The 22,393-nt window shown below is 52.4% G+C and carries 25 protein-coding genes; 13 read left to right on the forward strand and 12 right to left on the reverse strand.

Translation table 11 applies throughout. The features are described 5' to 3' along the window. Window positions 1–37: 37 nt before the first annotated feature. From PLO63_15325 to PLO63_15345, 5 genes are all read right to left on the reverse strand, one after another. Window positions 38–1,153: an arsenic resistance protein gene (locus tag PLO63_15325; GenBank protein HOI75515.1), complete on the reverse strand. Its 1,116-nt coding sequence runs from the start codon at window positions 1,151–1,153 to the stop codon at window positions 38–40. A gap of 47 nt (window positions 1,154–1,200) precedes the next feature. Further along, complete coding sequence (locus PLO63_15330) at window positions 1,201–1,434, reverse strand: thioredoxin family protein (protein ID HOI75516.1); 234 nt, start codon at window positions 1,432–1,434, stop codon at window positions 1,201–1,203. Next, on the reverse strand, window positions 1,434–1,940 hold the full coding sequence (locus PLO63_15335) for a thioredoxin family protein (GenBank protein HOI75517.1): 507 nt from the start codon (window positions 1,938–1,940) through the stop codon (window positions 1,434–1,436). The genes PLO63_15330 and PLO63_15335 overlap by 1 nt, the downstream gene beginning before the upstream one ends. A 9-nt stretch (window positions 1,941–1,949) precedes the next feature. Further along, window positions 1,950–3,005, reverse strand: coding sequence for a permease (locus tag PLO63_15340; protein HOI75518.1), 1,056 nt, complete (start codon window positions 3,003–3,005; stop codon window positions 1,950–1,952). A 71-nt stretch (window positions 3,006–3,076) separates the two neighbouring features. After that, complete coding sequence (locus PLO63_15345) at window positions 3,077–3,436, reverse strand: metalloregulator ArsR/SmtB family transcription factor (GenBank protein HOI75519.1); 360 nt, start codon at window positions 3,434–3,436, stop codon at window positions 3,077–3,079. A 225-nt stretch (window positions 3,437–3,661) separates the two neighbouring features. On the opposite strand from PLO63_15345, the gene rsgA reads away from it, so the two are divergent. The 3 genes from rsgA to PLO63_15360 all read left to right on the forward strand — a co-directional run bounded on the left by rsgA (window position 3,662) and on the right by PLO63_15360 (window position 6,378). Then, window positions 3,662–4,726 carry a ribosome small subunit-dependent GTPase A gene (gene rsgA / locus PLO63_15350; protein ID HOI75520.1) on the forward strand — a complete coding sequence of 355 codons (1,065 nt, stop codon included), beginning with the start codon at window positions 3,662–3,664 and terminating at the stop codon, window positions 4,724–4,726. 301 nt (window positions 4,727–5,027) lie between these two features. Then, a complete protein-coding gene (locus PLO63_15355) occupies window positions 5,028–5,918 on the forward strand; it encodes an RNA polymerase sigma factor (GenBank protein HOI75521.1) in 891 nt (296 codons plus the stop codon). A gap of 13 nt (window positions 5,919–5,931) precedes the next feature. Next, window positions 5,932–6,378, forward strand: a complete 447-nt coding sequence (locus PLO63_15360; GenBank protein ID HOI75522.1) for a DUF3795 domain-containing protein — start codon at window positions 5,932–5,934, stop codon at window positions 6,376–6,378. A 67-nt stretch (window positions 6,379–6,445) separates the two neighbouring features. Here the strand turns inward: PLO63_15360 and PLO63_15365 are convergent, their stop codons facing one another. Continuing rightward, window positions 6,446–6,958 carry a hypothetical protein gene (locus PLO63_15365; protein HOI75523.1) on the reverse strand — a complete coding sequence of 171 codons (513 nt, stop codon included), beginning with the start codon at window positions 6,956–6,958 and terminating at the stop codon, window positions 6,446–6,448. A 626-nt stretch (window positions 6,959–7,584) separates the two neighbouring features. Between PLO63_15365 and PLO63_15370 the strand changes: the two genes are divergently transcribed. The 3 genes from PLO63_15370 to PLO63_15380 all read left to right on the forward strand — a co-directional run bounded on the left by PLO63_15370 (window position 7,585) and on the right by PLO63_15380 (window position 9,365). Beyond that, the gene (locus PLO63_15370) at window positions 7,585–7,884 is read left to right on the forward strand and encodes a hypothetical protein (GenBank protein ID HOI75524.1); all 300 of its coding nucleotides are present in this window, start codon (window positions 7,585–7,587) and stop codon (window positions 7,882–7,884) included. A 122-nt stretch (window positions 7,885–8,006) separates the two neighbouring features. Beyond that, entirely contained in the window at window positions 8,007–8,561 is a 555-nt protein-coding gene (locus tag PLO63_15375; protein HOI75525.1) for a hypothetical protein, read from the forward strand. Window positions 8,562–8,867: 306 nt separating this feature from the next. After that, window positions 8,868–9,365, forward strand: a complete 498-nt coding sequence (locus PLO63_15380; protein HOI75526.1) for a pyridoxamine 5'-phosphate oxidase family protein — start codon at window positions 8,868–8,870, stop codon at window positions 9,363–9,365. A 14-nt stretch (window positions 9,366–9,379) separates the two neighbouring features. On the opposite strand, the gene rnk is transcribed toward PLO63_15380, so the two are convergent. The 3 genes from rnk to PLO63_15395 form a co-directional block, all read right to left on the reverse strand. Next, window positions 9,380–9,757: a nucleoside diphosphate kinase regulator gene (rnk, locus tag PLO63_15385; GenBank protein ID HOI75527.1), complete on the reverse strand. Its 378-nt coding sequence runs from the start codon at window positions 9,755–9,757 to the stop codon at window positions 9,380–9,382. A gap of 55 nt (window positions 9,758–9,812) precedes the next feature. Beyond that, window positions 9,813–10,046, reverse strand: coding sequence for a hypothetical protein (locus PLO63_15390; protein HOI75528.1), 234 nt, complete (start codon window positions 10,044–10,046; stop codon window positions 9,813–9,815). 213 nt (window positions 10,047–10,259) lie between these two features. Next, a complete protein-coding gene (locus tag PLO63_15395) occupies window positions 10,260–11,339 on the reverse strand; it encodes a peptidoglycan bridge formation glycyltransferase FemA/FemB family protein (GenBank protein ID HOI75529.1) in 1,080 nt (359 codons plus the stop codon). A 417-nt stretch (window positions 11,340–11,756) separates the two neighbouring features. On the opposite strand from PLO63_15395, the gene PLO63_15400 reads away from it, so the two are divergent. The 4 genes from PLO63_15400 (at window position 11,757) to PLO63_15415 (ending at window position 15,979) form a co-directional block, all read left to right on the forward strand. Further along, window positions 11,757–12,656, forward strand: a complete 900-nt coding sequence (locus PLO63_15400; GenBank protein HOI75530.1) for a helix-turn-helix transcriptional regulator — start codon at window positions 11,757–11,759, stop codon at window positions 12,654–12,656. A gap of 14 nt (window positions 12,657–12,670) precedes the next feature. Next, window positions 12,671–13,666 carry an aldo/keto reductase gene (locus tag PLO63_15405; GenBank protein ID HOI75531.1) on the forward strand — a complete coding sequence of 332 codons (996 nt, stop codon included), beginning with the start codon at window positions 12,671–12,673 and terminating at the stop codon, window positions 13,664–13,666. 314 nt (window positions 13,667–13,980) lie between these two features. Continuing rightward, window positions 13,981–15,291 (forward strand): cytochrome c3 family protein, encoded by a 1,311-nt coding sequence (locus tag PLO63_15410; protein ID HOI75532.1) that lies wholly within the window; start codon window positions 13,981–13,983, stop codon window positions 15,289–15,291. 139 nt (window positions 15,292–15,430) lie between these two features. After that, entirely contained in the window at window positions 15,431–15,979 is a 549-nt protein-coding gene (locus tag PLO63_15415) for a hemerythrin domain-containing protein (GenBank protein HOI75533.1), read from the forward strand. Between the two features lie 247 nt (window positions 15,980–16,226). On the opposite strand, the gene dmeF is transcribed toward PLO63_15415, so the two are convergent. Both dmeF and PLO63_15425 read right to left on the reverse strand, forming a co-directional pair. Next, entirely contained in the window at window positions 16,227–17,153 is a 927-nt protein-coding gene (gene dmeF / locus PLO63_15420) for a CDF family Co(II)/Ni(II) efflux transporter DmeF (protein HOI75534.1), read from the reverse strand. 91 nt (window positions 17,154–17,244) lie between these two features. Continuing rightward, window positions 17,245–17,520 (reverse strand): metal-sensitive transcriptional regulator, encoded by a 276-nt coding sequence (locus PLO63_15425; GenBank protein HOI75535.1) that lies wholly within the window; start codon window positions 17,518–17,520, stop codon window positions 17,245–17,247. A 783-nt stretch (window positions 17,521–18,303) separates the two neighbouring features. Here PLO63_15425 and PLO63_15430 point away from each other — a divergent pair. Further along, window positions 18,304–19,059, forward strand: a complete 756-nt coding sequence (locus PLO63_15430) for a class I SAM-dependent methyltransferase (protein ID HOI75536.1) — start codon at window positions 18,304–18,306, stop codon at window positions 19,057–19,059. 216 nt (window positions 19,060–19,275) lie between these two features. Here PLO63_15430 and PLO63_15435 read toward each other — a convergent pair whose 3' ends face one another. Further along, window positions 19,276–20,025 carry a macro domain-containing protein gene (locus PLO63_15435; GenBank protein ID HOI75537.1) on the reverse strand — a complete coding sequence of 250 codons (750 nt, stop codon included), beginning with the start codon at window positions 20,023–20,025 and terminating at the stop codon, window positions 19,276–19,278. 488 nt (window positions 20,026–20,513) lie between these two features. Here PLO63_15435 and PLO63_15440 point away from each other — a divergent pair, with 488 nt between their 5' ends. After that, the gene (locus tag PLO63_15440; GenBank protein HOI75538.1) at window positions 20,514–20,723 is read left to right on the forward strand and encodes a hypothetical protein; all 210 of its coding nucleotides are present in this window, start codon (window positions 20,514–20,516) and stop codon (window positions 20,721–20,723) included. A gap of 307 nt (window positions 20,724–21,030) precedes the next feature. Further along, complete coding sequence (locus tag PLO63_15445; GenBank protein HOI75539.1) at window positions 21,031–22,350, forward strand: alpha/beta fold hydrolase; 1,320 nt, start codon at window positions 21,031–21,033, stop codon at window positions 22,348–22,350. Window positions 22,351–22,393 lie beyond the last annotated feature (43 nt).

A 22,393-nucleotide genomic window follows, 5' to 3' on the forward strand; every position in this document is an offset into this window, starting at 1 on the left:
CCTGTCTCCTTCCCCTTCGTCGGACGTGACACCCGCGCTATTTACTCTTCTTTTGCTTGCTCGGGTGAGAGCTGCGCACCCTCTCCGGAACGGCCTCCGCCCTGACCGGCTTCCCGGCAAACAGTGCTTCCCTGGAACGCCGCGCCGCCCAGACCAGGACCAGCATCACGGGGACCTCGATGAGCGGCCCGATGACCGTAGCCAGGGCGACAACCGGGTTGAACGCCGTGATGGCAATGGCAATGGCGATCTCGAAGTCCCGGCCCGTGGAGTTGAAGGCCACGGCGACGGAATCCTCGTAATTCAGGCCCATCTTCCAGCCCACCAGGTAGACCACGGCAAACATGATCCAGAAAAACAGCGTCATGGGAACGGCCATGTGGACGATCAGCATCGGATTTTCCAGGATCAGGTCCCCCTTGAGGGCGAACATGACGATCAGGGTGAAGAGGAGGCCGATAATCGAGAGCGAATCCAGGTAGGTCTTGAAATGCTTGAATCCCTCTTCCCCCATTTTCTTCACGGCGATCCGCCGGGTCAGGAAGCCTGCGGCGAGGGGAACGCCGAGATAGAGAAGGACGCTCTCCCCGACGACAAAGACATCGAAGGACACCTCCCCGAGGAGCAGCTTCGCGTACACGGGGATCAGGAGCATCTGGCAGATCGAGTTGATGGCCACGAGCACGATGGCGAGGGCATTGTTGCCCTGGGACAGGAAGGTGAAGACGATGACCATAGCGATGCATGGCGCCAGCCCGTACAGGACGAGGCCGACGTAAAGATCCGGATAGCCGGAGAGAAAGATCTTCGCCAGGAGGAGCATGAAGAAGGGCGCCACCAGGTAATTAAAGAACAGCACCAGGAGCAGCTGCTTCGGGGAAGTGGCCGCCTTGCCCAGGTCCTCGAACTTGACGTTCGTCATGGCCGGATACATCATCAGGAACAGGCCGATCACCACGCCCAGCGCCAGGCTGTTGGCCAAGGTGAACGAATACGTTCCCGAGAAGATCGCCTTGATGGCGTCGATGGGAGGCGTCAGGGCAAAGTTTGAGATGCCGTAAACCTTTCCGATGGTGATGCCCGCAGCCATGCTCATGATGACAAAGAGGGGCAGAAAACGAAAATCCTGAACCTTTTCCAGATATTTTCTCATCGTGTTTTCCCGTCCTTACGGTATTTATTTCGGATCCGCCGGTCCGCTTACTTCTTCAGCCATTTCTTAATATCGTCCTTAGTCGGGATCTTTCCCACCGACTTGACCTTGCCGTCCACGACGACAGCGGGTGTGCCGAAGACGCCATGGGAGGCGATCTCCTTCATGTCCTTCACCTTGGAGACATCAGCGGTGAGCCCCTCTTCCTTGAGAGCCTCCCGAATCAGTTTCTCCACCTGTTCGCACCGGGCGCAGCCTGGTCCCAATACCTTGATTTCCATTACGTATCCTCCTTTGCCATTTGTGTAAGCCACTTGCGGATGTCCGCCTTCGAGGGAACTGTACCCACCGCCAGCACCTTCCCGTTGACGACCAGGGCGGGAGCACCCATCACGCCGGAGCGGGCGATTTCCTTGAGATCGTCCACGTGAACCAGATCGCCCGCCAGGCCCAGCTCGGCCATGACGTCCCGGACGTCCCGCTCCAGTTGCCAGCACCGGGTGCACCCAGGTCCCAGGATCCGGACTTGCGTACCCGGCAGCACCTCTTCCTCCACCGCTTCTCCCCGGAACTTCCTGAATTCTCTCAGGAGGGCCTTCCCATAGGCATCCCGGGCCTTCCGGGGGATGTAATTGCCTTCACCGGCCCGGCGGAGAAGCTCTTCCCGGATCTCTTCATCGGTTCTGCCTGTCCTGTCAGTGGTAAGCTCCTTCATGATCGCGGTCAGGCCGACGATCCCGACCAAGGCGCCTTCAACCCGGACCTGGACGATTTCCCGCTCGCTCACAGTGTCGCCTCAAAGAATGAAATTCCCGAAGAACCAGCCCACGAGCGTCCCCAGGATGATGATGGTGATGACATAGACCACGGCCTTCTTCACCCCGAAGACCCGGGCGATGGCGATCCAGTTGGGCAGGCTCAACCCGGGACCCGTCAGGAGAAGCGTCAGGGCGGGTCCCTTGCCCATGCCCAGCTTCATGAGCGTGTCCACGAAGGGTGCCTCCGTCATGGTGGCGAAGTAGCTGACGGCCCCGATCATGGTGGCGAGGAAGGAGGCGGTGATGCCGTTTCCGCCCAGCCAGGCCCGGATCCACTCCTCCGGCAGGAGCTTCCCGATGACTCCGACGAGAAAGACACCACCCAACAGGAGGGGAAAGATGATCCGGATGAACCACCAGCTCTCCCGGAGCCACGAGGCGATTTCCTCACGAGACAGTGCTTTCCAGGCGTAGCCGGCCAGAACAAGGGTTGTGGCACCCCAGATCAGGACCTTCGTGAGATAGGGTCCCGTCTGGCCGATGTAGTTTGGAAGCAGGAGCGACAGGAGGATCAGGACCATCAGGATCAGGTGGGGTCGGGAGACGATGGCCTGGGGGGCATCTTCCGCCTGGAAGGCTGCGACCGTCTCCCTTTTCTCCTTGCCGAAAAAGACCGTCATGACCCAGCCGACGACAAAGGCCATCATGAGGGAGGCCACCACCCGGGCTAAGACAATCTCGTAACCCAGGATGTTCCCCGTGTAGATCAGGGACAGGATGTTCGCCGACGGGGCGACCCAGAGGATGATGAAGGCCACCCCGACCGCCGCCCCGCTGTAGTAAAGGCCGCTGGAGACGGGGATGACGGTGCAGGAGCAGGCGGCCACGAAGAAGCTGGCCAGGCCGGCCAGGGAAAACGATTTCAGTTTGTTGGCCTTCTCCCCCAGGACTTCGAGGATGGCCTGCTGGTTGATAAACGCCACCATGGCCCCAGCCAGCAGAAACGCCGGGATCAGGCAGGTGAGCACGTGGGTGGCCACGTAATCCTGCAGGGCCAGGAGCCCCGCAACGACAAGATCCATGAGTAACTTCATTTTGATCATCTCCAGAAACGAAATTCACACCCGCCGGGATGAAGAGAACGCTTGCATCGTCGGGTGGCTATTCAAGCGTTCGGTGTCTCCCGGGCGCACAAAGCCGCCCTGTCCAGACCCACGATGTTGTCGAGAAGGATCGTAAGGTCTGGGTCTTCGGTCAGCCAATGACGGAGATTGCCAAGCATGCTCGCTGCGTAGGGACTCCGGCTCCCGTCCGAAACGGTATAGTTGACCCAGAGTCCGTCTTTCCTGCGACTCACAAGCCCCGCCTCCTCCAGGATCTTCAGGTGCTTGGAGACCGTCGGCTGGGCCACTCCGAGGGCCGCCTGCAGCTCGCAGACACACATCATCCTGCGCTGGAGCATCTTGACGATCCTAACCCGGTTCGGGTCCGAAAGGGCCTTCATCACGCTTACGAATGCTTCCATAACGACTTCCTCCATATTGCTGATTGGCAATATATTGCCTTCCCTCCCCTTGTCAAGCGTCATTTGCGGGACTCAGCCGGGACCCTGCCGTTCACGAAACCGGCCGGCCCAGGATGCCGATGCAAGGGTCTGAACCCGGGAGATGCCGCGAATGGATGGATCCATTCGATCCTTTTTTACGGACAGAAAGAAGCAATTCGAGTATATAGCCCGTCCGGTGACGTCATGGACATGAGATTGAGCGACCTGGGTTTTGATGAATGGTTCGAGCCGCATGTTGGCGAATTGCATGCGGAAGGCAGGAACATTGCGCGCATATCGGCGGTAGACCGCGGCGGATACCTGGTCAGGAATGAATCGGGAGAGATCCCGGCGGAGCTCGCGGGGAGGCTTTCCTGGCAAATCGACGACTCTGCCGGCCTGCCCTGTGTCGGAGATTGGGTAACGGCTGAATACTACAACCATAATACCGAAGCGATCATTCACGGGGTGTTTCCACGAAAGACGTTCCTGCGCCGCAAAACCGCGGGCGACAGGATCGACTACCAGATGATCGCGGCCAACATCGATACGGCTTTCCTTGTCCAGTCATGCCATTTTGACTTCAATCCCCGGCGTCTGGACCGCTACCTGGTCATGGCGGCGGAAGGGCATGTCGAACCGGTCGTCATACTCACGAAGACGGATTTGATCACCGGGGATGAACTGGAAGAGAAAATCGCGCTCGTCCGCTCCGTCACCCAGGCGCAAGTGCTCACCCTCAGCAACAAGAGTGTCGACGGGCTTGAACCGTTTCAGCAGACACTCCTCCCCGGGAGGACCTATTGCCTGCTCGGGTCTTCCGGCGTCGGGAAAACGACCCTGATCAACCGCCTCCTGGGCCGGGATGCGTTGAGCACGAAAGCCGTCAGCGGTACGGGAGAAGGCACCCACACGACCTCCCGCCGCCAGCTCGTCGTTCTTGCCGAAGGTGCGATGCTGATCGACACGCCGGGAATGCGGGAACTCGGCCTTCTCGGGGCCGGCGAGGGGATCGGCATCGGGTTTGAAGACATTGTCCGACTTGCCGCGACTTGCCGCTACGCCGACTGCAGCCACGAAAACGAGCCCGGATGTGCCGTCCGGGCCGCCATTGAAAGCGGTAAACTGAGCAGCGATCGCTATGCCAATTATCTCAAGCTGAAAAAGGAGACGGATTACCACGATATGTCCTATCTGGATAAACGGAAGAAGGACCGGGCCTTCGGACGCTTTGTCAAATCGGTCAAGAAAAACATGAAAGAGAAGTAACCGTCACCCGGAAACGGACGGTGGCGACTCCTTCCAGACGCGGCCCCTTGGAGAAAGGGGCCGGGCTCTTTTCGAAAACGCCCTCCCTCAACCATTCCTCCACCCGAAAACCTCTGAGAATTCCACCGCGGCGTTTCCAGGCGGGCGTTGCGCCCCGTTTTTCTGCAGTCCCGGGCCCGGCATGCCGAATCCGGACAACGCCATTTCTCCCGGCTGCGTTTTGTCTGTCACACCCGCCCTGAATTTTCGTATAAGAGGCAGGAGAGAAATTCCCCTTCCGGGAGGCGAACGGGAACGGGCGATGAACGCATTCTACAATCCCTTCAGAGAGGCAGCCGGCGGCGATCCCACGGAGACGGAGCTGATCATCCGCTCCCTCCAGGGCGACCGGCGCTCCCTGGAGGCGCTCATCCTGCGGCACCAGTCCTGGATCTACAACATCGCCCTCCGGATGGTGTACGACCCCGCGGCGGCGGAGGACGTCACGCAGGAGGTCCTGATCAAGGTCATCACGAAACTGGGCACCTTCGATCCGGCCAAAGCCGCGTTCCGAACCTGGCTGTACCGCCTCGTCGTCAACCACATCATCAACGTGAAGCGCAGCCGGAATGAGGCCGCCATGGAGGACGCCCTGCGGGGGGAGGGATACGACCGCTTCATCGAGGGGCTGTCGGACCGGCGGCTCACTGCCCAGCCCGGCGCGGAGATCTACCGGGAGGAGGTCAAGATGGCCTGCGTGCAGTGCCTGCTATTCTCCCTCAGCCGGCGGGAGCGGATGATCTTCCTCCTCGGGGTCGTCTTCGACGTGCCGGACACCGTGGGCAGCGAGATCTGCGACGTCTCCCGGGCTAACTTCCGCAAGATCCTCTCCCGGTCGCGTATCAGGATCTACACGTTCTTCCGGGACCGGTGCGGCCTCCTGGACGAGAAGAACCCCTGCCGCTGCGCCTATTTTCTCAACCCCCTCGTCCGGAGCGGCCTGATCGACACCCAAGACCTGCTTATTCAAAGAGATTCCCACGGCACCATCGCGGAGACCGTCACCGGCGCGGTCCGGCAGATCGAGGCATCCTACGGGGAGTTCCTCTCCCTCTTCCGCAGCCAGCCCTTCCTCAAGTCTCCCGACATGATCCGCTGGCTCCGGGATCTGCTCGACCACGAAGACATCAAACCGATATTCCAGATCGCCTGACAGGAGGACACTCATGTACAGCAAGGAACTGATTTCCCCGTGCGGACTCTACTGCGGCGTGTGCGGCATCCACAAGGCGGGCGTCGACAACGACGAAGCGCTGAAGGAGAAACTGGCGAAGCTCTACGGCGTCGACTCCCCCGCCAAGATCCAGTGCGCCGGCTGCCGATCCGAGGAGCCCTTCTTTTTCTGCCAGGTCTGCGCCATCAAGTCGTGTGCCGAGGAGAAGAGTTTCGAGGGATGCCACCAGTGCGAGAGCTTCCCCTGCGAGAAGATCCAGGGCTTCCCCTACCCGGAAGCAAAGGGAAACATGCTGCGCGCCGTCCCACGCTGGCGGGAGCTGGGAACCGAGGCCTGGGTGAAGGAGGAGGAAGAGCGCTTCCGCTGCAAATCCTGCGGCACGGATTCATTCCGGGGCGCCAGGAAGTGCCGGCAGTGCGGGACCCTCTTCGCCTTCTGAGGCATGGATAAAGGTCGGGATTGCGTGTCTTGGATAATCAAGCGCCCGTTGACATCCCTGTTTCGCGTCATGACGTTCCCAGGCGTACCTTGAGTTCCTTGAGGGCAATTTCACGTTCCCTAGCCCTCCCGTCACGAATGACGTCAACGATGACCAGCAATTCATAAAGAATGGGATCTTTTAAAGCAGCTTTCGGAACAGATTTATAGAGCGGTGAGAACTCATAACCTCGGGTCTCTCCGTCCGGATCCGGCCAAACCGGGGGTGGTTCATCCGGCTGAATAATCAAATCCCTGAAGGGTGGTGCCGAATATCCCGTGGGGACTCCCCGGGTCAAGCCACCACGATCGGGCGGGAAAGCGTATTTCACACCATGTATCAGAAATTCTTCCAATGATTTTTTTAGAGGTCGTCCGCTATCCAAGCCCATTAAACAGGCAGTTACCGAACGTTTGATTCCGGCATGAACTTCCGAGGTGCTCATAAAAAGATCGTTGGCCAGAGATGAGTATGACCACTGGTTTTGGCCCAAGGCGATCAGCTTCAACATAATAAAAATATCTTGTGGTTTGAGATTCATGGCCATACCCTATTCGCGATTCGCGAATGGCGCAAGCTTTTTTTGCCTACATACCACAAGTACTTCATGACCAAACCGTACTGGATCCGCTAAGCGGTCTGTCGCAGCAATATTCCCCAAACGGGGGACGTCTTGCGCGTCCCCCGCCGCCATTCTATTCTCGAATTCCCCCATTGATGAACACTCGCATGGATGCCCATCCAGAACCCAAACCTCATAATATGCTAATAAAAAGAATGCTTTACATTATGGAACAAATTTGGTTTTCATTTTAGCACCACTGCATGAACAGCAGGACGACATAAGAAGGGCGACAATCCTTCGGGTTCCACTTCATTCCGTTATCAGCTTCCCGCGTTTCACATCTGCCGCCGTATCGATTGGCTCCATACCATCGGGCTATTCGTTCTGACGTGCTTCTTTCGGCAACCATACCATCCAGCCATCGGACAAATTTCACAGGAAAAATTTTCCAGAAAAAGCCGCTCACACAAAGAATCTGAACCACAGGGATAACGCTGGCGAAGTTGTTTAAAGTCGGAGTGACGAGACGGAACCACAGGCTGCCACAAATCGTCCGCTTGAACGCATATCCCGTTCAGGCAAAGCAGAAAGGAGGTACCCAAATGGTTATCGTCGGCATCATGATGTTCCCACCGGAACAATCGAAGGAAATCGGCAAGCGCTTCCTGGCGTTCCCCCCCCTTCCCCCATACATGACACTCAAAGGGCCCTATATCACCCACGAAGTCGGGGAGGGGATCAAGACGGTCACCATCTACGAGTTTGATCAATCCAAGACACGGGAAGCAATTGAATTTGTTTCCAATCGTTATACGACATTCTACGGTGTGCCGGGCTATACCTGTTCCCATGGTGTCTGGCTCGAGGCTACGGAAGCCCTGAAGATGATCGGGTTGGCGTAAGCGACCCCTCCAGCGTGAGATCAAGTTGTAGAGACATTACGGATGAACAGAAAATTCAACCAGCCTTTGGGGAAAAGGGGGATGCCCCTTTTTCCCCCTCTGTAGTCGAGAAGGCTCGTGTGATGGATAAAAAAGAAAAACAAGATATGTCCCGTCACTTCATATCCAAACCAAATAGATTCAACTTGTTTCTATTTGCTTTTTTCATTGCAATCACTTGCTCAATAGATGGAACCGCCCAGAATGATAACGAATGGGTGGATTCAGAAATGAGTCGCAGCCTTCCAGGTCAAGAAGACGTATCCGGCAAGACCTATTTTTCGAATCAGTTTGGTATCAAGGAAGGAACATTTAATGCAAGTTATCGTTCTATTTTTGATAAAAGAAATAAAGTGTCCGGAAAATTTATGGTCGCAAAATTCCGCTACATTTATGACGAGCCGATAGGTGAAAAAGGCTCATCCATGGATCCCTTGCATAATGAGTCTATCTCAACCGTCATGCTGGATTGCAAAAATAATTTCGTTGCAACTCTAAAGTTAGTTTATCTACTAAATGGCAAGACGGTTTCAGAAAATATAATCCCTGATGAAGACATAGAATTGTCTCAAATAAATATGTCAAATACCACAGTCGGCGATTTATGTGATTTTGCGAAAAAACAAGGTGTTTGGTAATTTTGATGCCGGGCCAAAGTAAACAGTCACCGGCTGAGGCCATTACTTGTTTCCTCAGTTTTTGCATCCCAAGGTGGGTAACTTCTACGGGGGAGATGGGAACGGATCCCCTTTTCCCCCGCTTTCGTCGGGAAGGGCATTCAATAGATCCGTTGCCGCAGGACAAAGTTCGGTTGAGACCTCGTGTAAGGACGACAAGAGAGGATTCCTTCCTGTCATACTCAATCCATAATCTTCAAGATATTGAACATTTCACATGATATTTGATATTCGCCCATTGGTTGTGTATTTATCTATGGCTTCATCATGATCGAGGATTTCCTTGTTCTTGTGCCGATTAAAGGGGACGATATGCGCAGAAAAGACAGGGCAATAACCAATACGGAAGCTTTCGGAATTCTGGAAAAAGGCGAATACGGTTTCCTGAGTACAGCGTCCGTCGATCATGTGCCATACGGTGTACCGATTCATTACTGTTTGATGGACCGGTGCATCTACTTTCACTGTGCCCTTGAAGGCAGAAAAATCAACAATATCATAGCAAACCCCAGAGTCTCCTTTTGTGTGGTGGGAAAGGCCGAGATTCTCCCCGAGAAATTCGCCACCCGGTATGAGAGTTGTATTGTTCAAGGACTGGCATCCGAATCATTCGGGGAAGAAAAACAATCGGCTCTTGAAGGCATGATACAAAAATATTCAAGCAATTATATCGCTGATGGATTGAAATATATCGAGAGGGAAAAAGATAAAACAAGAGTTTTCAAAATTTCCATAGAATCTGTTTCAGGCAAGGCAAGAAGATAGACGCAAAAACCCTTTCAATCTCCCACGGATAATATTTGAAAAGTTCGAACCAATCCCGTGGGGAGAACCCATTCGATTTCATCTCCCACTCTCAGGCCAATCAATGCCGCACCCACAGGCGCGAGGATCGAGACTCTCGCCTGGCTGCTGTCCGCATCGGACGGATAGACAATCGTGATTTCAGACGTAGAATCCGTTTCCAGCGTCTTGAATTGAACCCGCGAGTTCATGGTTACAACATCCGGAGGTATCTCTTCGGGATTCAAGATCGTTGCGCGGTCCAGCTCGTCCTGAAGCTTCCTCACGACAGGTGAGTCTTTTATATTCATTAAGATGCTATTGAGGCGGTCTATATCTTTCTCAGTAATATAAATCTTTTTAGGCATCTTCATGATGTCAGTCTCCAAGAATTTAGTATGTGAAATACCCAGGGATGTGCAATTTTATCTATTTTTTATATGAGTCCAGCACATTTAATATGGTTTTTATGAACTGGCGGACGGCATATCCTTCCATATTCACTAAAGGATCAACATCCTTTGGAAATACCTCCAGCAGTCCGGCCAGGTTTTTGTTCATTTCTTCAAGTACCTCGTTTAACTTCCGGGGCTTGCTGTGATCGAATTGAGAAATCCGATCCGCAGCCTCTATAAGACAAACCCATTGGTAGTCACTGTTCATAATCTTCCCGCATTTATTTCTCGTTCTATGGTTCTTTCCAGATTGTTCTTGATAAGCATGATCATGAACGCAATTGTATATATATGAAGCAAGTCCCTTCACTTTTTATTAATTTCCTTTCATTTCAAAAAGACCCGGTAGGATGGGTCCAGCCGGGCCTTGAACGACAGGTTTCCCTTTTTCTTGATGAGTGATTCAATCCATGATCGGAAATCAAGAAGGAATCAACGCACTGCTCAACAATTCGAAATTGCGAATATTTTCATAATTCTGACTGTCAAGCAGGTAATCCCATGAACCACTTCGATGGACGATCGTACCCCCGAAACCTGTTTTGAATCGGTGCATGCCATAAAAGGGGTGGTCGGGATCAGGAAGCGGTGAAACGGATCCCATGTCATACGTCAGGCACCCCTTTTCACGCGCCAGCTTGATGGCTTCCCAGTGCACAGCATACGATCCCATCAGGTTGCGCTTTTCATCGGAGGATGCCCCAAAGAGAAAGATCGCCCGTTGACCGGAGACGGCAATGATTGCGCCGGCGACGATATCGCTCCCGTCAGCGGCGAGGAGAAACAGAATCTCGGGAGATTCGGGATGAGTCATGCGCGTGGAGAAAAGCTCGGCAAAACAGCGATCACTGCACGCCTGGAAGCCGTTGCGCCTGGCTGTCTGCAGATAGAGGTCGTAGAACGATGGCAGCTGATTGGGCGAGGCTACCGATACATGGACTCCTTTTCTTCGTGAAAGCCGGATATTGTATCGACATTTGGGTTTCATGGCTGACAGGATTTCCTCTTCCGTACGCGCAATGTCGACAATCAGAGCATCGGCAACCGTGAAATCAATCGCCGCTTTCCGGAGGTTCCAGGTTTTGGTGCCGATATTCATTCGCAATTCCTGCAATCTGGGCGATATGCATCCCGGCCAGGGTTCTCCCTGCATCGCTTCGGCGGCATACGGAGATTCCCAGGGAAGGTCGTACCGTATGAATGCGATGTCCGAATCCATGTGACGGATCAGTGACTGGGACAACGCTTCGAGAAATATTCCATACTTGTCAGGATCAGGACCCGTCTCGGGTCCTTGAGGGATATAGGCGGCGGCAACCCCCTTGCCCAGGGGTCTCTTCAGGACGAGAACGTCGCCGTATTGCCCTTCCTCCGAGAGGAAATCAAAGGCAAGCGGCTCCCAGCCGAGATTGGACTTAACCTTTCCCCAGTACGTGGTCTGGAAGAGAATGTCCGTGGGAAGCAATGAATCCATTTTCTTTGGCTGCACGTCTATTCTCATTGGCAATCTCACTCCCGACCGCACACCCGCCCCTTCGAGGCATCGTTGAAACGGTATGCCGGATCGATGATCTTGCGAACCATTCCTCCGATACCCATTCGAGTGCATGGAGGGGATCTTCGGTGAAGCCGATGAAACGTGCCTCCCGTTGATCCCCTCATGCTGATACGTTTACAGGACTGTGGGACGATTTCTCCCCGATTCGTCCTTCAGATCATTCATGCACAGGGCGGCCTCCATCAAATCAAGAAAACCGCCCGAAGGACGATGGAGGCGAATGATTTGCAGAGTATTTTTCAACACTTCATTATCGGACAACAACAGTGGAGTAAATGCTCATAAAATGCACTTGCATTGCCTACGTCATATAGGCAATAAACAGAATCAGGCGAGCTCCTTCCAAAGCGGATGGCCATCATGAAACAGAATGAAAACATTGAAATTGCCCTGCAGGAACGCATCAAGGAACTGAATTGTCTTTATGGCATGGCACGTCTATCCGAAAGCTGTCATGGCTCCATAGAGGAATTTCTGAAGTGTCTCGTCGATTTTCTGCCCTCATCCTGGCGCTATGCGGAAGTTGCCTGTGCGAGAATTACGTTTAAAGGGAAAACATTTCAAAGCAAGGAGTTTGCATGGACACAGTGGAGACAGTCGGCTGAAATTCGTGTGAACAATGAAATTGCAGGTGATGTAACCATCATCTATATGCAGGAGCGGCCCATGGAGGATGAAGGACCGTTTCTCAAAGAGGAAAGGGTTTTATTGGAGGGTGTTGCCCAAAAGATCGGTGAAATTGCCGTCCGAATTCTTGCGGAGCAGGAACTTCAAGAAAACAATCGGCAGCTCCTTCTTGAAAGAAAGGCGTTGCAGGAAGCCAATACAGCCTTGCGACTTGTTCTTTCGAACATCGAAAATGAAAAGAAACATATTTATGAAAACATACATTTAAACATCGACAGGGTGATCATGCCGATCCTCCACGCCTTGGCACCTGCAGTATCGAGCAGCAAAATAAAATACTTAGAGTTATTGAAGACCAATCTGGAAGAAATTACAGCCCCCTTCATCAACCGGTCCTTGAAACATTTCAGTGTACTGACCCCTGCGGAAGTCAATATCTGCAACATGATCCGGAACGGAATGCGGACCAAGGAAATCGCCAACTTGCGCGGCGTCTCCACGGCGACGATCAATCGACATCGTGAAAACATAAGAAGAAAATTGAATCTCTCGAACAAGAAAATCAATCTGACGACTTACCTGAAGTCGAACGTTGGACCTGTTCCTTCCCTTCTTTCTGGAAAAGACGAATGAAACAAGGAGGATCTATGATTACACGCAATCTCGGGAAATCAGGGATTTCCGTATCGGCCATCGGATTGGGCTGCATGGGTCTCTCTGAGTTTTACGGGCCGCCCGCGCAGGAGTCGGAGGCCATTCGTCTGCTCCACCGTGCGGTAGACCTGGGAGTGACCCACTTTGATACCGCGGAGATCTACGGCCAGGGGCGCAACGAGCAGTTGCTGGGCAAGGCCTTTGCCGGGCGCTGGGGGCAAATCGTGCTGGCCACCAAGTTCGGGCCCCAACGGGATCCGGCCACGGGCGCCTTTCTGGGGGTGGACGGCTCTCCGGCCAATGTCCGCAGATCCTGCGAAAAGAGCCTTCAACGGCTGGGTGCGGACAGGATCGACCTGTATTATCTCCACCGCGTGGATCCATCGACGCCGATCGAGGAGACGGTGGGAGAGATGGCAAGGCTGGTAAAAGAAGGCAAAATCGGGGCGGTCGGATTGTCGGAGGCCTCGGCCGAGACGATCAAGCGGGCGAACGCCGTTTATCCCGTTGCCGCCCTTCAGACCGAGTATTCGATTTTCAGCCGGGATGTCGAGCGGGACATCCTCCCCACGTGCAAGGAGTTGAACATCAGCCTGGTCGCTTACTCGCCCCTGGGCCGGGGCATGCTGACGGGCCGCTATACTGTGAACGGGGAGCGGCCTGCCGGCGAGACGGATTACCGGACCCAGATGCAGCCCCGATTCCAGCCGGGCAATATCGAAGCCAACATCAAGCTGGTGGAGGCCATCAAGGAAGTGGCTGCGAAAACGGGATGCGCCGCGGCGCAGGTTGCCCTGGCCTGGGTACTCGGCCAGGGGGATCACGTTGTCGCAATTCCCGGCACCACCAGGCTCGCCAACCTGGAGACCAATCTGGGCGCGCTTGACTGCCGGCTAAGCAATGAAGACCGGGATGTGTTGAATAAACTGGCCGACAAGGTCCTGGGAGACCGGTACTCCCCCGGAGAGATGGCGGGGGTCAACCGATGAGCGTGCTGTGAGGATTGTTTCCCGTTATCAAAAAAGTGAGAAAGGCCAGAATATTCCTGATTTGTAATGGACTCAAATCAGCAGCAGCAGCACAGCGGAAGACGATCCGCGTGCACCGCGGGTGCGCTGCAAACCCCATCCTGCCAGATAAAGACTGCCTGGGCAGATCCTTTTAGAGGCCATCCCGAATATGGCTTGTCCTCGTAAAAGGTCGTGTGATAGTCTGAAATTACACAAGAAGCCATCTGTCTGACAAGTCAACCAGTCCCCACCCGCAAACCACCAAGGATTCAGAAAGGAGGGAATGCAGCACCATGGGACGATTGATGTGGATTGTCGGCCTCTTTGTCCTAGCCCTGTTCATCATACCTTACCATTCCCAAGCAGCCGAGTATGTAGGATCTGAAAAATGCGCCATGTGCCATTCCGATGCCTACGGAAAATGGAAAGACTCTCTTCACAACAAGTCCCAACAGGAGCTGTCCTCCGCGAACGACACGGTTGTCGTGGATTGGAAAGGAACCCTGAAGCTCAAAGGGGGGAACATTCCCGAGTACACCGTCAAGTTGTTCAAGAAGGAAAAAGATTACTACGCCACGTTGGTCGACACGAAGAGCCCGTCCCGTGAGCAGACCTACAAGGTCGTCCGCACATATGGCGGATGGGGGTGGAAACAGCGTTACCAGGTCCGAATTGGAAGCTTCCATTACATCCTGCCCATTCAATGGAACCAGGCGTCCTCGCGCTGGGTATCCTATAACCCGCAGTGGTGGTACAGCGCCGACGGGAGCCTTAAGGAACCCACGACCAGGAACTCTTTTGAACTGGATTGTGCGGGATGCCACAACACCGGCCTTGTCCTGTCAAAGGGTAACAAAGGCGTCGAGGTCAAGTACACAGAGTTGAACACGGGCTGCGAGAAATGCCACGGTCCCGGTTCGGCGCATATGGGCAACCCGAAATCGGGCATCATCAATCCCAAAAAACTTGCCTACGACCGTAACATCGAATCCTGCGGACAGTGTCATTCCCGCGGTGTGAGCAAGCCCTCGGGAAACTACGGCTACCCCTGGAACGACAAGGACAACAAGCCATACATGGTCGGAGAGCCCCTGGATCAGTATTACCAGTTCCGCCCCGGCGAATGGGGAGGCATGACGGCCCACGCCAAGAGCCATCACCAGCAGTGGCATGATCTGCTGAGAAGCAAGCATTACGGCAAAGTCACCTGCACGAACTGCCACGATCCCCACGGTGGTCCGAATCGTTTCCAGCTTGCCAAGACGGACAGCAACAACGACCTGTGCCTCAGTTGCCACAAACGCAGGTATGGAACCACCGAGGCGGTACGGAAGCACACGAAGCATTCCTACGCGCCCGAGACGACCGGAACCAGCCGCTGCTCCTCCTGTCACATGGTGAAGACGGCATCTTCCGCCGAGGCGGGGGATATCCATTCCCATGACTTCAAGATCATCAAGCCCCAGGAGAGCCTTGAGGCCTTCCGGAAGGATCCCAGGAACGTCGTTCCCAACTCCTGCAGCGGCTGCCACAAGGATTGGGGCAAAAACGAGGCGGGGTACGCGGCGGGTGTGAGCGCCTACGAGAAACTGTTCAAGAAATAGCGATACGAATCGATATTGTTCATTCAATGACGTATAGGAAGGGGGTATGGATTATGATCTGTACCCCCGATTTTATTCGACAAATACCCGTTTCTCGAAAGAGATGGGGTTTCCGGTTCGGGAGTGAAAGGAGACCATCATGAAACCGACGGAAGAGCTTGTTCATGAGCATAAAGTGATCCTGCACGTCTTAAAAAAAGCTGCGACAGAGGCGCGGGGCATGCAGGAGAAAGCCGTCATCCGGACGGTCCTAATCGAGATGATGCTTGATTTCTTTAGGAACTTTGCCGATAAATGCCACCACGCAAAGGAAGAGAAGAACCTTTTCCCCACGCTCGAAAAACGGGGCATGGCTCACGACAAAGGTCCCATCGCCGTCATGCTGGCGGAGCATGCCGAAGGAAGGCGAATGCTTTCCAATATCGACGGACTGCTTCCCGCCGCAAGGCGGAACGACAGGGAGGCAACACTGGGTATTGCAGAGAACCTTGCCGCTTATGCGGTCCTTCTTGAGAACCATATTGACAAAGAAAACAATGTGTTGTTTCCGATGGCCGAACGGCTGCTCACGGAATCCGACACAGAAGAACTGGAAAAGGCGTTTGCCAAAATCGAGGAGATCGAGACGGGCGAAGGCGTACACGAGAAGTATCATCATCTTGCTCATGAAATCTCGGATTATGAGTGACGGCCTCCGCACGGAAGAGGGGTATATTTCAAGCAGTATTCAGATGTTGCGGCTGGGCAGTGCCCGGAGCTGACCCCGCCGTTTCTGAATGCACGATTCCCGCGGTGCGGGCTACATCGTCTGTATGTGAAGAGCCACACCATTGATTCGACATTGAACAAGAACGTCTTGAAATCCGAGAGGACCGTTGAATAAATGATGTTTTAGCTGAAGTGTTCAATCGTGATTTATCGGGAAATGAGCCGTATCAGATAATATGTCCTCTACATTGATGTATTTCAATCGTAACGTGTGCTATCTCATGAATGTTCTTCAAACGCATTTTGTAATCATCGATTGTATATGTACGACCCATCACAAGCGATATAATGCAGGCATATTTATTCTGTGCAACCTGCCAAATATGTAAATCACTGATTTTCGTATCACCGTCAGACTCTATTTCTTCTATAATTTCATTTTTTATCGGTGAATCCATCTCACGCTCAAGCAGAATTTTAGCGCTGTCTTTCAGCAGCAGCGCGGTCCAACGTAGGATCAAGCCGGCACCCACAATCCCCATAAATGGGTCGAGCCAATTCAACTGAAAGTATTTCGCCCCAAACAGGGCAACAATTGCCAAAACGGATGTTAATGCATCCGCGAGAATATGCAGATATGCCGATTGCCTGTTCAAGTCCTTATGATCGTGATGATGCTTTGAATGTTTATGTTCATCCTGATGATGATCATGTGAGTGTCCTTCCGCATTGAGAATAACCGCACAGACGATATTGACTGCCAGTCCTATTATCGCCACGAGTAAAGCTTGGTTGTACTGAATTTCGAGCGGATTTATTATTCTCTCAATCGATGTGTAGATCATGAAAAGACCAACAATCCCGAGTAATATTGAGCTGGTATACGCTCCAAGAATTTCAATTTTCCAAGCTCCAAATGTAAATCGGTCATCTTGAGCGTATTTCCTTGCCAGGACATAAGCAAGCAATGACAATCCTAGAGCAAAGGCATGTGTTCCCATGTGCCATCCGTCTGCAAACAGAGCCATCGAATTGGTCAGCCAACCAAAGAATATTTCGGCTATCATTGTGATCAACGTGATGATGACAACAATGAGCGTCTGCTTTTCGACCGTTTTCTTTTCAACATTGAATACATGCTGATGTTGCCACATATCGATATTTTCCCGATGCATCGATTTTCCCCTGATCTTTTATTTATCCGTCAATTCCGTTTCATTGATTTGCATTCTTGCAGTATTTACCCTATTTCAAATTCAAAAATCCCTCGATGGTTTTTCGAAATTCCATCAATTCTTTTTCAAGATCCTTATCCTTGTTTTTATTCAGCACACATTGATCAAAATGGTCTTCAAGTAGTATTTTTGTTGCTTTGTTCAGTGCGGCCCTGACAGCTGATAACTGTAACAGAACCTGGTCGCAGGATTGACCATCTTCAATCATTTTTTTTATGCCCCTGATATGACCTTCAATTTTGGACAGCCTCTTGACGACCTCATCCGTATGTTCATGCGTACCCATAACCAGATCCCCTCCCCCGGGATGGGATCTGATAAAATGGGCAACCAGAGATGTCAACTCTTTTTTTTAAACATTGTTTATCTGCTCGGTTTTTATATTGTATTTTCAGGTGTTTATGGTTTGCTTGCCACTTTGTGAGCCTGCCATCGAGATGGCCGGCACCACCTTCGAGAAGTCTTCGTTTCGACTCCATTGCGCCGATTACAAAGTGGACTCATTACGCCGATTACGAAATGGCTTTATAGCAGTGATAATTAACACGCTTCCTATTGAATGCTGACATACCGGCGGACACGATGCCGCCCGGTAAGGCCTGCTCAAAAACACCGCCCCTAAAGATGCAAGGCATGACAATTCTTGTGTCATACATCGTGACATTTTCGGCATGATCGATGCCTCATCTTGCTGTATTCACGTTGTTATCATGAGATATTTTCGCTGACATTCTTCCCGGCGCTAAGGTCGCTGGGTGTGTTCCGTCATCCGGCAGACAAGGTTCTTGGAGAGGCGGTTGCTCAAGAAGGACTGTCGCCGATCGACATACGCTGCCCGGACACATCAAATACTCCTGTTTTTAATCAAGTATACGCCTTGACAGAAAAATACATCACTTCTATACTCCGCCCTCTCAACAGCAGTATCTTATGAATGATCGAACCAAAGAGGATAAATGAATTAAATGGAGGAAGCCGTAAGATGTATTGATCCCGACGCGTCCGCAAAAATAAATGCGAACCGGCTGATATGAATGATTCGGATGGAATTGATAAAGGAGATATACGCATGGACATGTTGAAGTTCTTTAACATCATTCATCTAGAGCACATTCTCTTAAACCCGATGAGTCTTGAAAAACTGGAACAGTTGATCACACTTCTGACTCTGAAACCCGGGGCACGCGTGCTCGATATCGCCACGGGAAAGGGCGAGTTTCTCATCCGGCTTGCAGAGCGGAACCGGCAAATGACAGGGACAGGAATTGATCTCTCTCCCTTCTTCATTGCCGATGTCCGGAAGAAGCATCAGGAACGTGTTCCGGATGCCCAACTCCATTTCCTGGAGATGGACGGGGCCGAGTATGTCCCGGAGGTCTCACAGAGCTTTGATCTGGCAGCCTGCATCGGTGCGAGCTGGATTTTTGGCGGGCATCGAGGGACGCTGAACGCGCTGCAGAAGATGGCGGCCCCGGAAAGCTGGATCGTCGTGGGAGAGCCGTACTGGCGGCAGGAGCCGGAACAGGAGTATTTGGAAGCGATCGAAATGGCACGGAACGACCTCGGAACCCATGATCAGAATGCAGACGCCGGGCGAGAGCTCGGACTGGAGCTGGTCTACACGCTCGTAAGCAGCCAGGATGACTGGGATCGATATGAAGGGTTGCAGTGGTATTCTGCGGAAACCTGGGCGTGTGATCATCGGGACGATCCGGATGTGGAGACCGTGCTGAAACGAGTGCGCGATAGCAAGACAGCGTATCTGAAGTGGGGGCGGGAAACGCTTGGATGGTCGATTTATGTCTTCAGGAAAGGGGCGGTATAGCTCATTTCAAGTTGGCTGACGCGCCTTATCGGGCATGCCCATAACGAGCCGGATGAGGAAATTTCGTAAATTCCGCAGATTCGTGAAGGTTCAGCGTTAACCAGCCTTTTACCTGGCTTTGACCTGCTCTCTTTTCCATATTTGACGGTTTCGGCAACCCACACCGGATTTGAAAGGCTTACATCTCTGGGCAAAGAAACTTCCCGCGTTTCAGGATCAGCCTTTGAAGAACAGGTACCAGACGATCAGAAGAGCACCCGAGCCCCAGATGAATGAACCGATTCCTCCCATCGGGTGTAAAATCATGGCTCGATAGTAATGCTTCTTGCACCAGGCACCCGTGAATGGAACCGCGCCGGGGAAATGCAGAAGATGTCCCGGCTCGCCGCAATTGTCGCACAACCCGCAGAATCCTTTCGGGACACCCTGCTTTTCGAGAGTCTCTGGGCTCTTGTTCCAGAGATCGCAATAGCAGTTCCCGTAAGGCCATTCTTTTGCCTTGAATCTCACAATCACGACTTGTCCATCGAAGGCTGATCGCTTGCACTCCTCCTCAATGATCCTCTGAACCTCTTCTTCAGAACCCCCACCCGTACCAGCACCGATGAGAGGCATTGCCAGAGATTGATACCCATGCTCAATCGCCGCATCCATGGCTGATTTTGCAGACTTGCGCACGGATGCTTCGGAGGAACACCAGTGATGGTTGATCCCGGCCACATGAATAATGGCCTTAAACGGAAGTCTGCCCGCAGAAGTGACTGCGGCGCCTCCTAAAGGCAACACGCCATGACGGCGAAGTTCCCTGAAGGGAGCAAACCCTGCTCTGCTTTTGATTGCTCCCGAAACACCTTTTGGGATTAGAAGCCACCAGGGAATGAGATTGCGGTTCCAGGGATTGACGATGGCATCAACGTTTTGATCAAGCAAGTCACCGTCAACGACAACAAGATTTTGTTTATTCATGATTTATAACAAACCATTCATCCTGACGATGTTCCTCAACTGATAGCTTTAGCGCCTCATACCGTATAAATATTTCATTCACAATTAGGATCTTATTTTATAACAGTTGACTTACTCATGAAATCCAGAGAAACCTTATAGTTAGCCGCATGTTCTCAACCTGTCGGGTAATCATCATCTGCCAGTCACGGTGAGGGGATCGTGATGAAAGTTAAGAAGAACAGGAAATTATGCATGGAAATATTACGAATCCGGCAGTTTTTTTCGTCTTGCGCCTGCCAAGGAATTCGGATGCCGACAAAACGTTGTCCGGTTGCTGACCGAATTCGACGAGAATACTACCCGCAAGAACAAGCCACAACCATGATCGTCACTGATGTATGGATGTAAATATTGAATCTGTCAAGGTAATTCAGATTGTCAGGGAAAACAGCGGGCGACCTTTCGTAAGTCATGTTTTATAAACATTCTTAAGGGAGGGCTGTTTTATGGTGCTGCTGGATGCGTTTCGTCAAGGAGATGTTTACCTCGACTACCCCTTCGAGGATGTCAAGTTCCGCTATGAGAAGCAGACGGGAAAGGTCTTTCGCCGATTTTACGGGCAAGCCGAGGAGGAGGTGAGCCATAGCTCCAATCTGTACCATGATGCCATATCGGCCGGGAAGCAGATCACCCGCGAGGAGTACTTCCGTGATTGATGGAAAAGATATTTTCGTCCAAAGGCGCTACCAAACCGACCCGTTCGAGACCTTCTGAGCAACTGCTGTGCGTCGATGCCGGCGAGTTTGCAGATCCACACACACGAAAAAGATAGCTTCCATTTGCCAACAAAATTGCAAACTTCCATATAATGCCCCATTGCAGTCAGAAACAAACAGAAGATCTCTGGTATCCTGGAAGGTCCAATAAAAGCAGAAATTCAGCCCGAGATGTGGTACATGATTCGAGGGTGAGTCAGTTCTGTAACTTAACGATTAAATTGTATTATTTAACAACAAGATCGGGATGGAGCAGATTGAAACGATGAAAAAGAAGTGGTTATTCCTTCTTTTATTTTGTGCACTTGCCGTGGCGTTACTCGCGTTGTTCTTTATGAAAAAGGACGTCGGACAACCTCGCTATTTCAAAGATCAGGCCTATTATTACGAAACGCTACGGGCTCTTTCTCGCTGTTCCAGCAGGGGAACTGACGTTGCCGAAATCTATGCCACAATAAAGGGTATCCCCTCCGGCAACGAGCAGGAATGGTTTCGTGCCTGGGAAAGGACGGCCATCCGCATCGAGAAACGGGCGGAAAGTCTAAAGGATCCGATCAGCCGCGGCTGGGCCTATTTCCGCGCGCATAATTACCGTCGTTCGGCCGAGTTCTTTTTGATGGCAAGCGATCCTAAACGACCTGAAAGCTATTCCAAGTGTGTCGAAGCCTTCTATAAAGGTCTCGACAGCCTGAAGGTCAATTACGAGAGGATCCACGTTCCCTATGAGGGCAAATCGCTGCAGGCGGTATATTATCCGGGGCCGTCGGGATCGGAACGGAAACCCCTCATCGTTGCGATGCCCGGTTTTGACGGCATGCAAGAGGAGGTCTATTTCACAATCGCCTCGGCGGCAACGCAGCACGGTTACTCTGTTTTGACGTTTGACGGCCCGGGACAGGGATCCGCATTGCGCAATCAAAATCTCAAGTTCACTGCTCAATGGGAAAAACCCGTGGCTGCCGTATTGGACGAATTCCTGCGCACTCATCAAAGGCCAACAAAAATCGTGCTTTTCGGAAGCAGTTTCGGAGGTTATCTGGCGCCCCGGGCAGCTGCCTTTGAAAAGAGGGTCGACGGAGTTGTTGCCTATGATGTGTTTTTCGATTTTCAGGAAGTCTTCCTCCATCGCATTCCTCCGTTTGCCAGGACTGCGATGCGCTATCTATTGGATAACAAAATGGATGGTACGGTGGGATTCCTTATCAACGTGAGATCTTGGCTCGACCCGAGCCTTCGGTGGGGTTTTGCCAATCTTCGTTGGACGATGGGCGATGGTGAGCCGGCAGAATTGTACCGCCGCCTGGCCGCTTATTCCTTGAAGGATGCGGCGAAGAGCATCCGGTGTGATGTTCTAATCTTTGGTGGGAAAAACGACCACTTCATTCCTGAAAATCAAATCAAGGACTTTCAACAAAGCCTCATCAATGCGAGGAGTGTGTCCACGTTTGTCTATTCTGAGGAAACCGGTGGAGACCAGCACTGCCAGCAGGGTGCCATGATGCTCTGGCAGGAAGACTTCTTTGATTGGCTGAAGGAAAAATTCCCTCCATCAAATCATGTGAAGTAGAGAAGAATTCCGTGTTCGTCAGTTCGTGTAATAGCTTAAATGG

The sequence above is a fragment of the Syntrophales bacterium genome (assembly GCA_035363115.1).
GTDB lineage: Bacteria > Desulfobacterota > Syntrophia > Syntrophales > PHBD01 > PHBD01.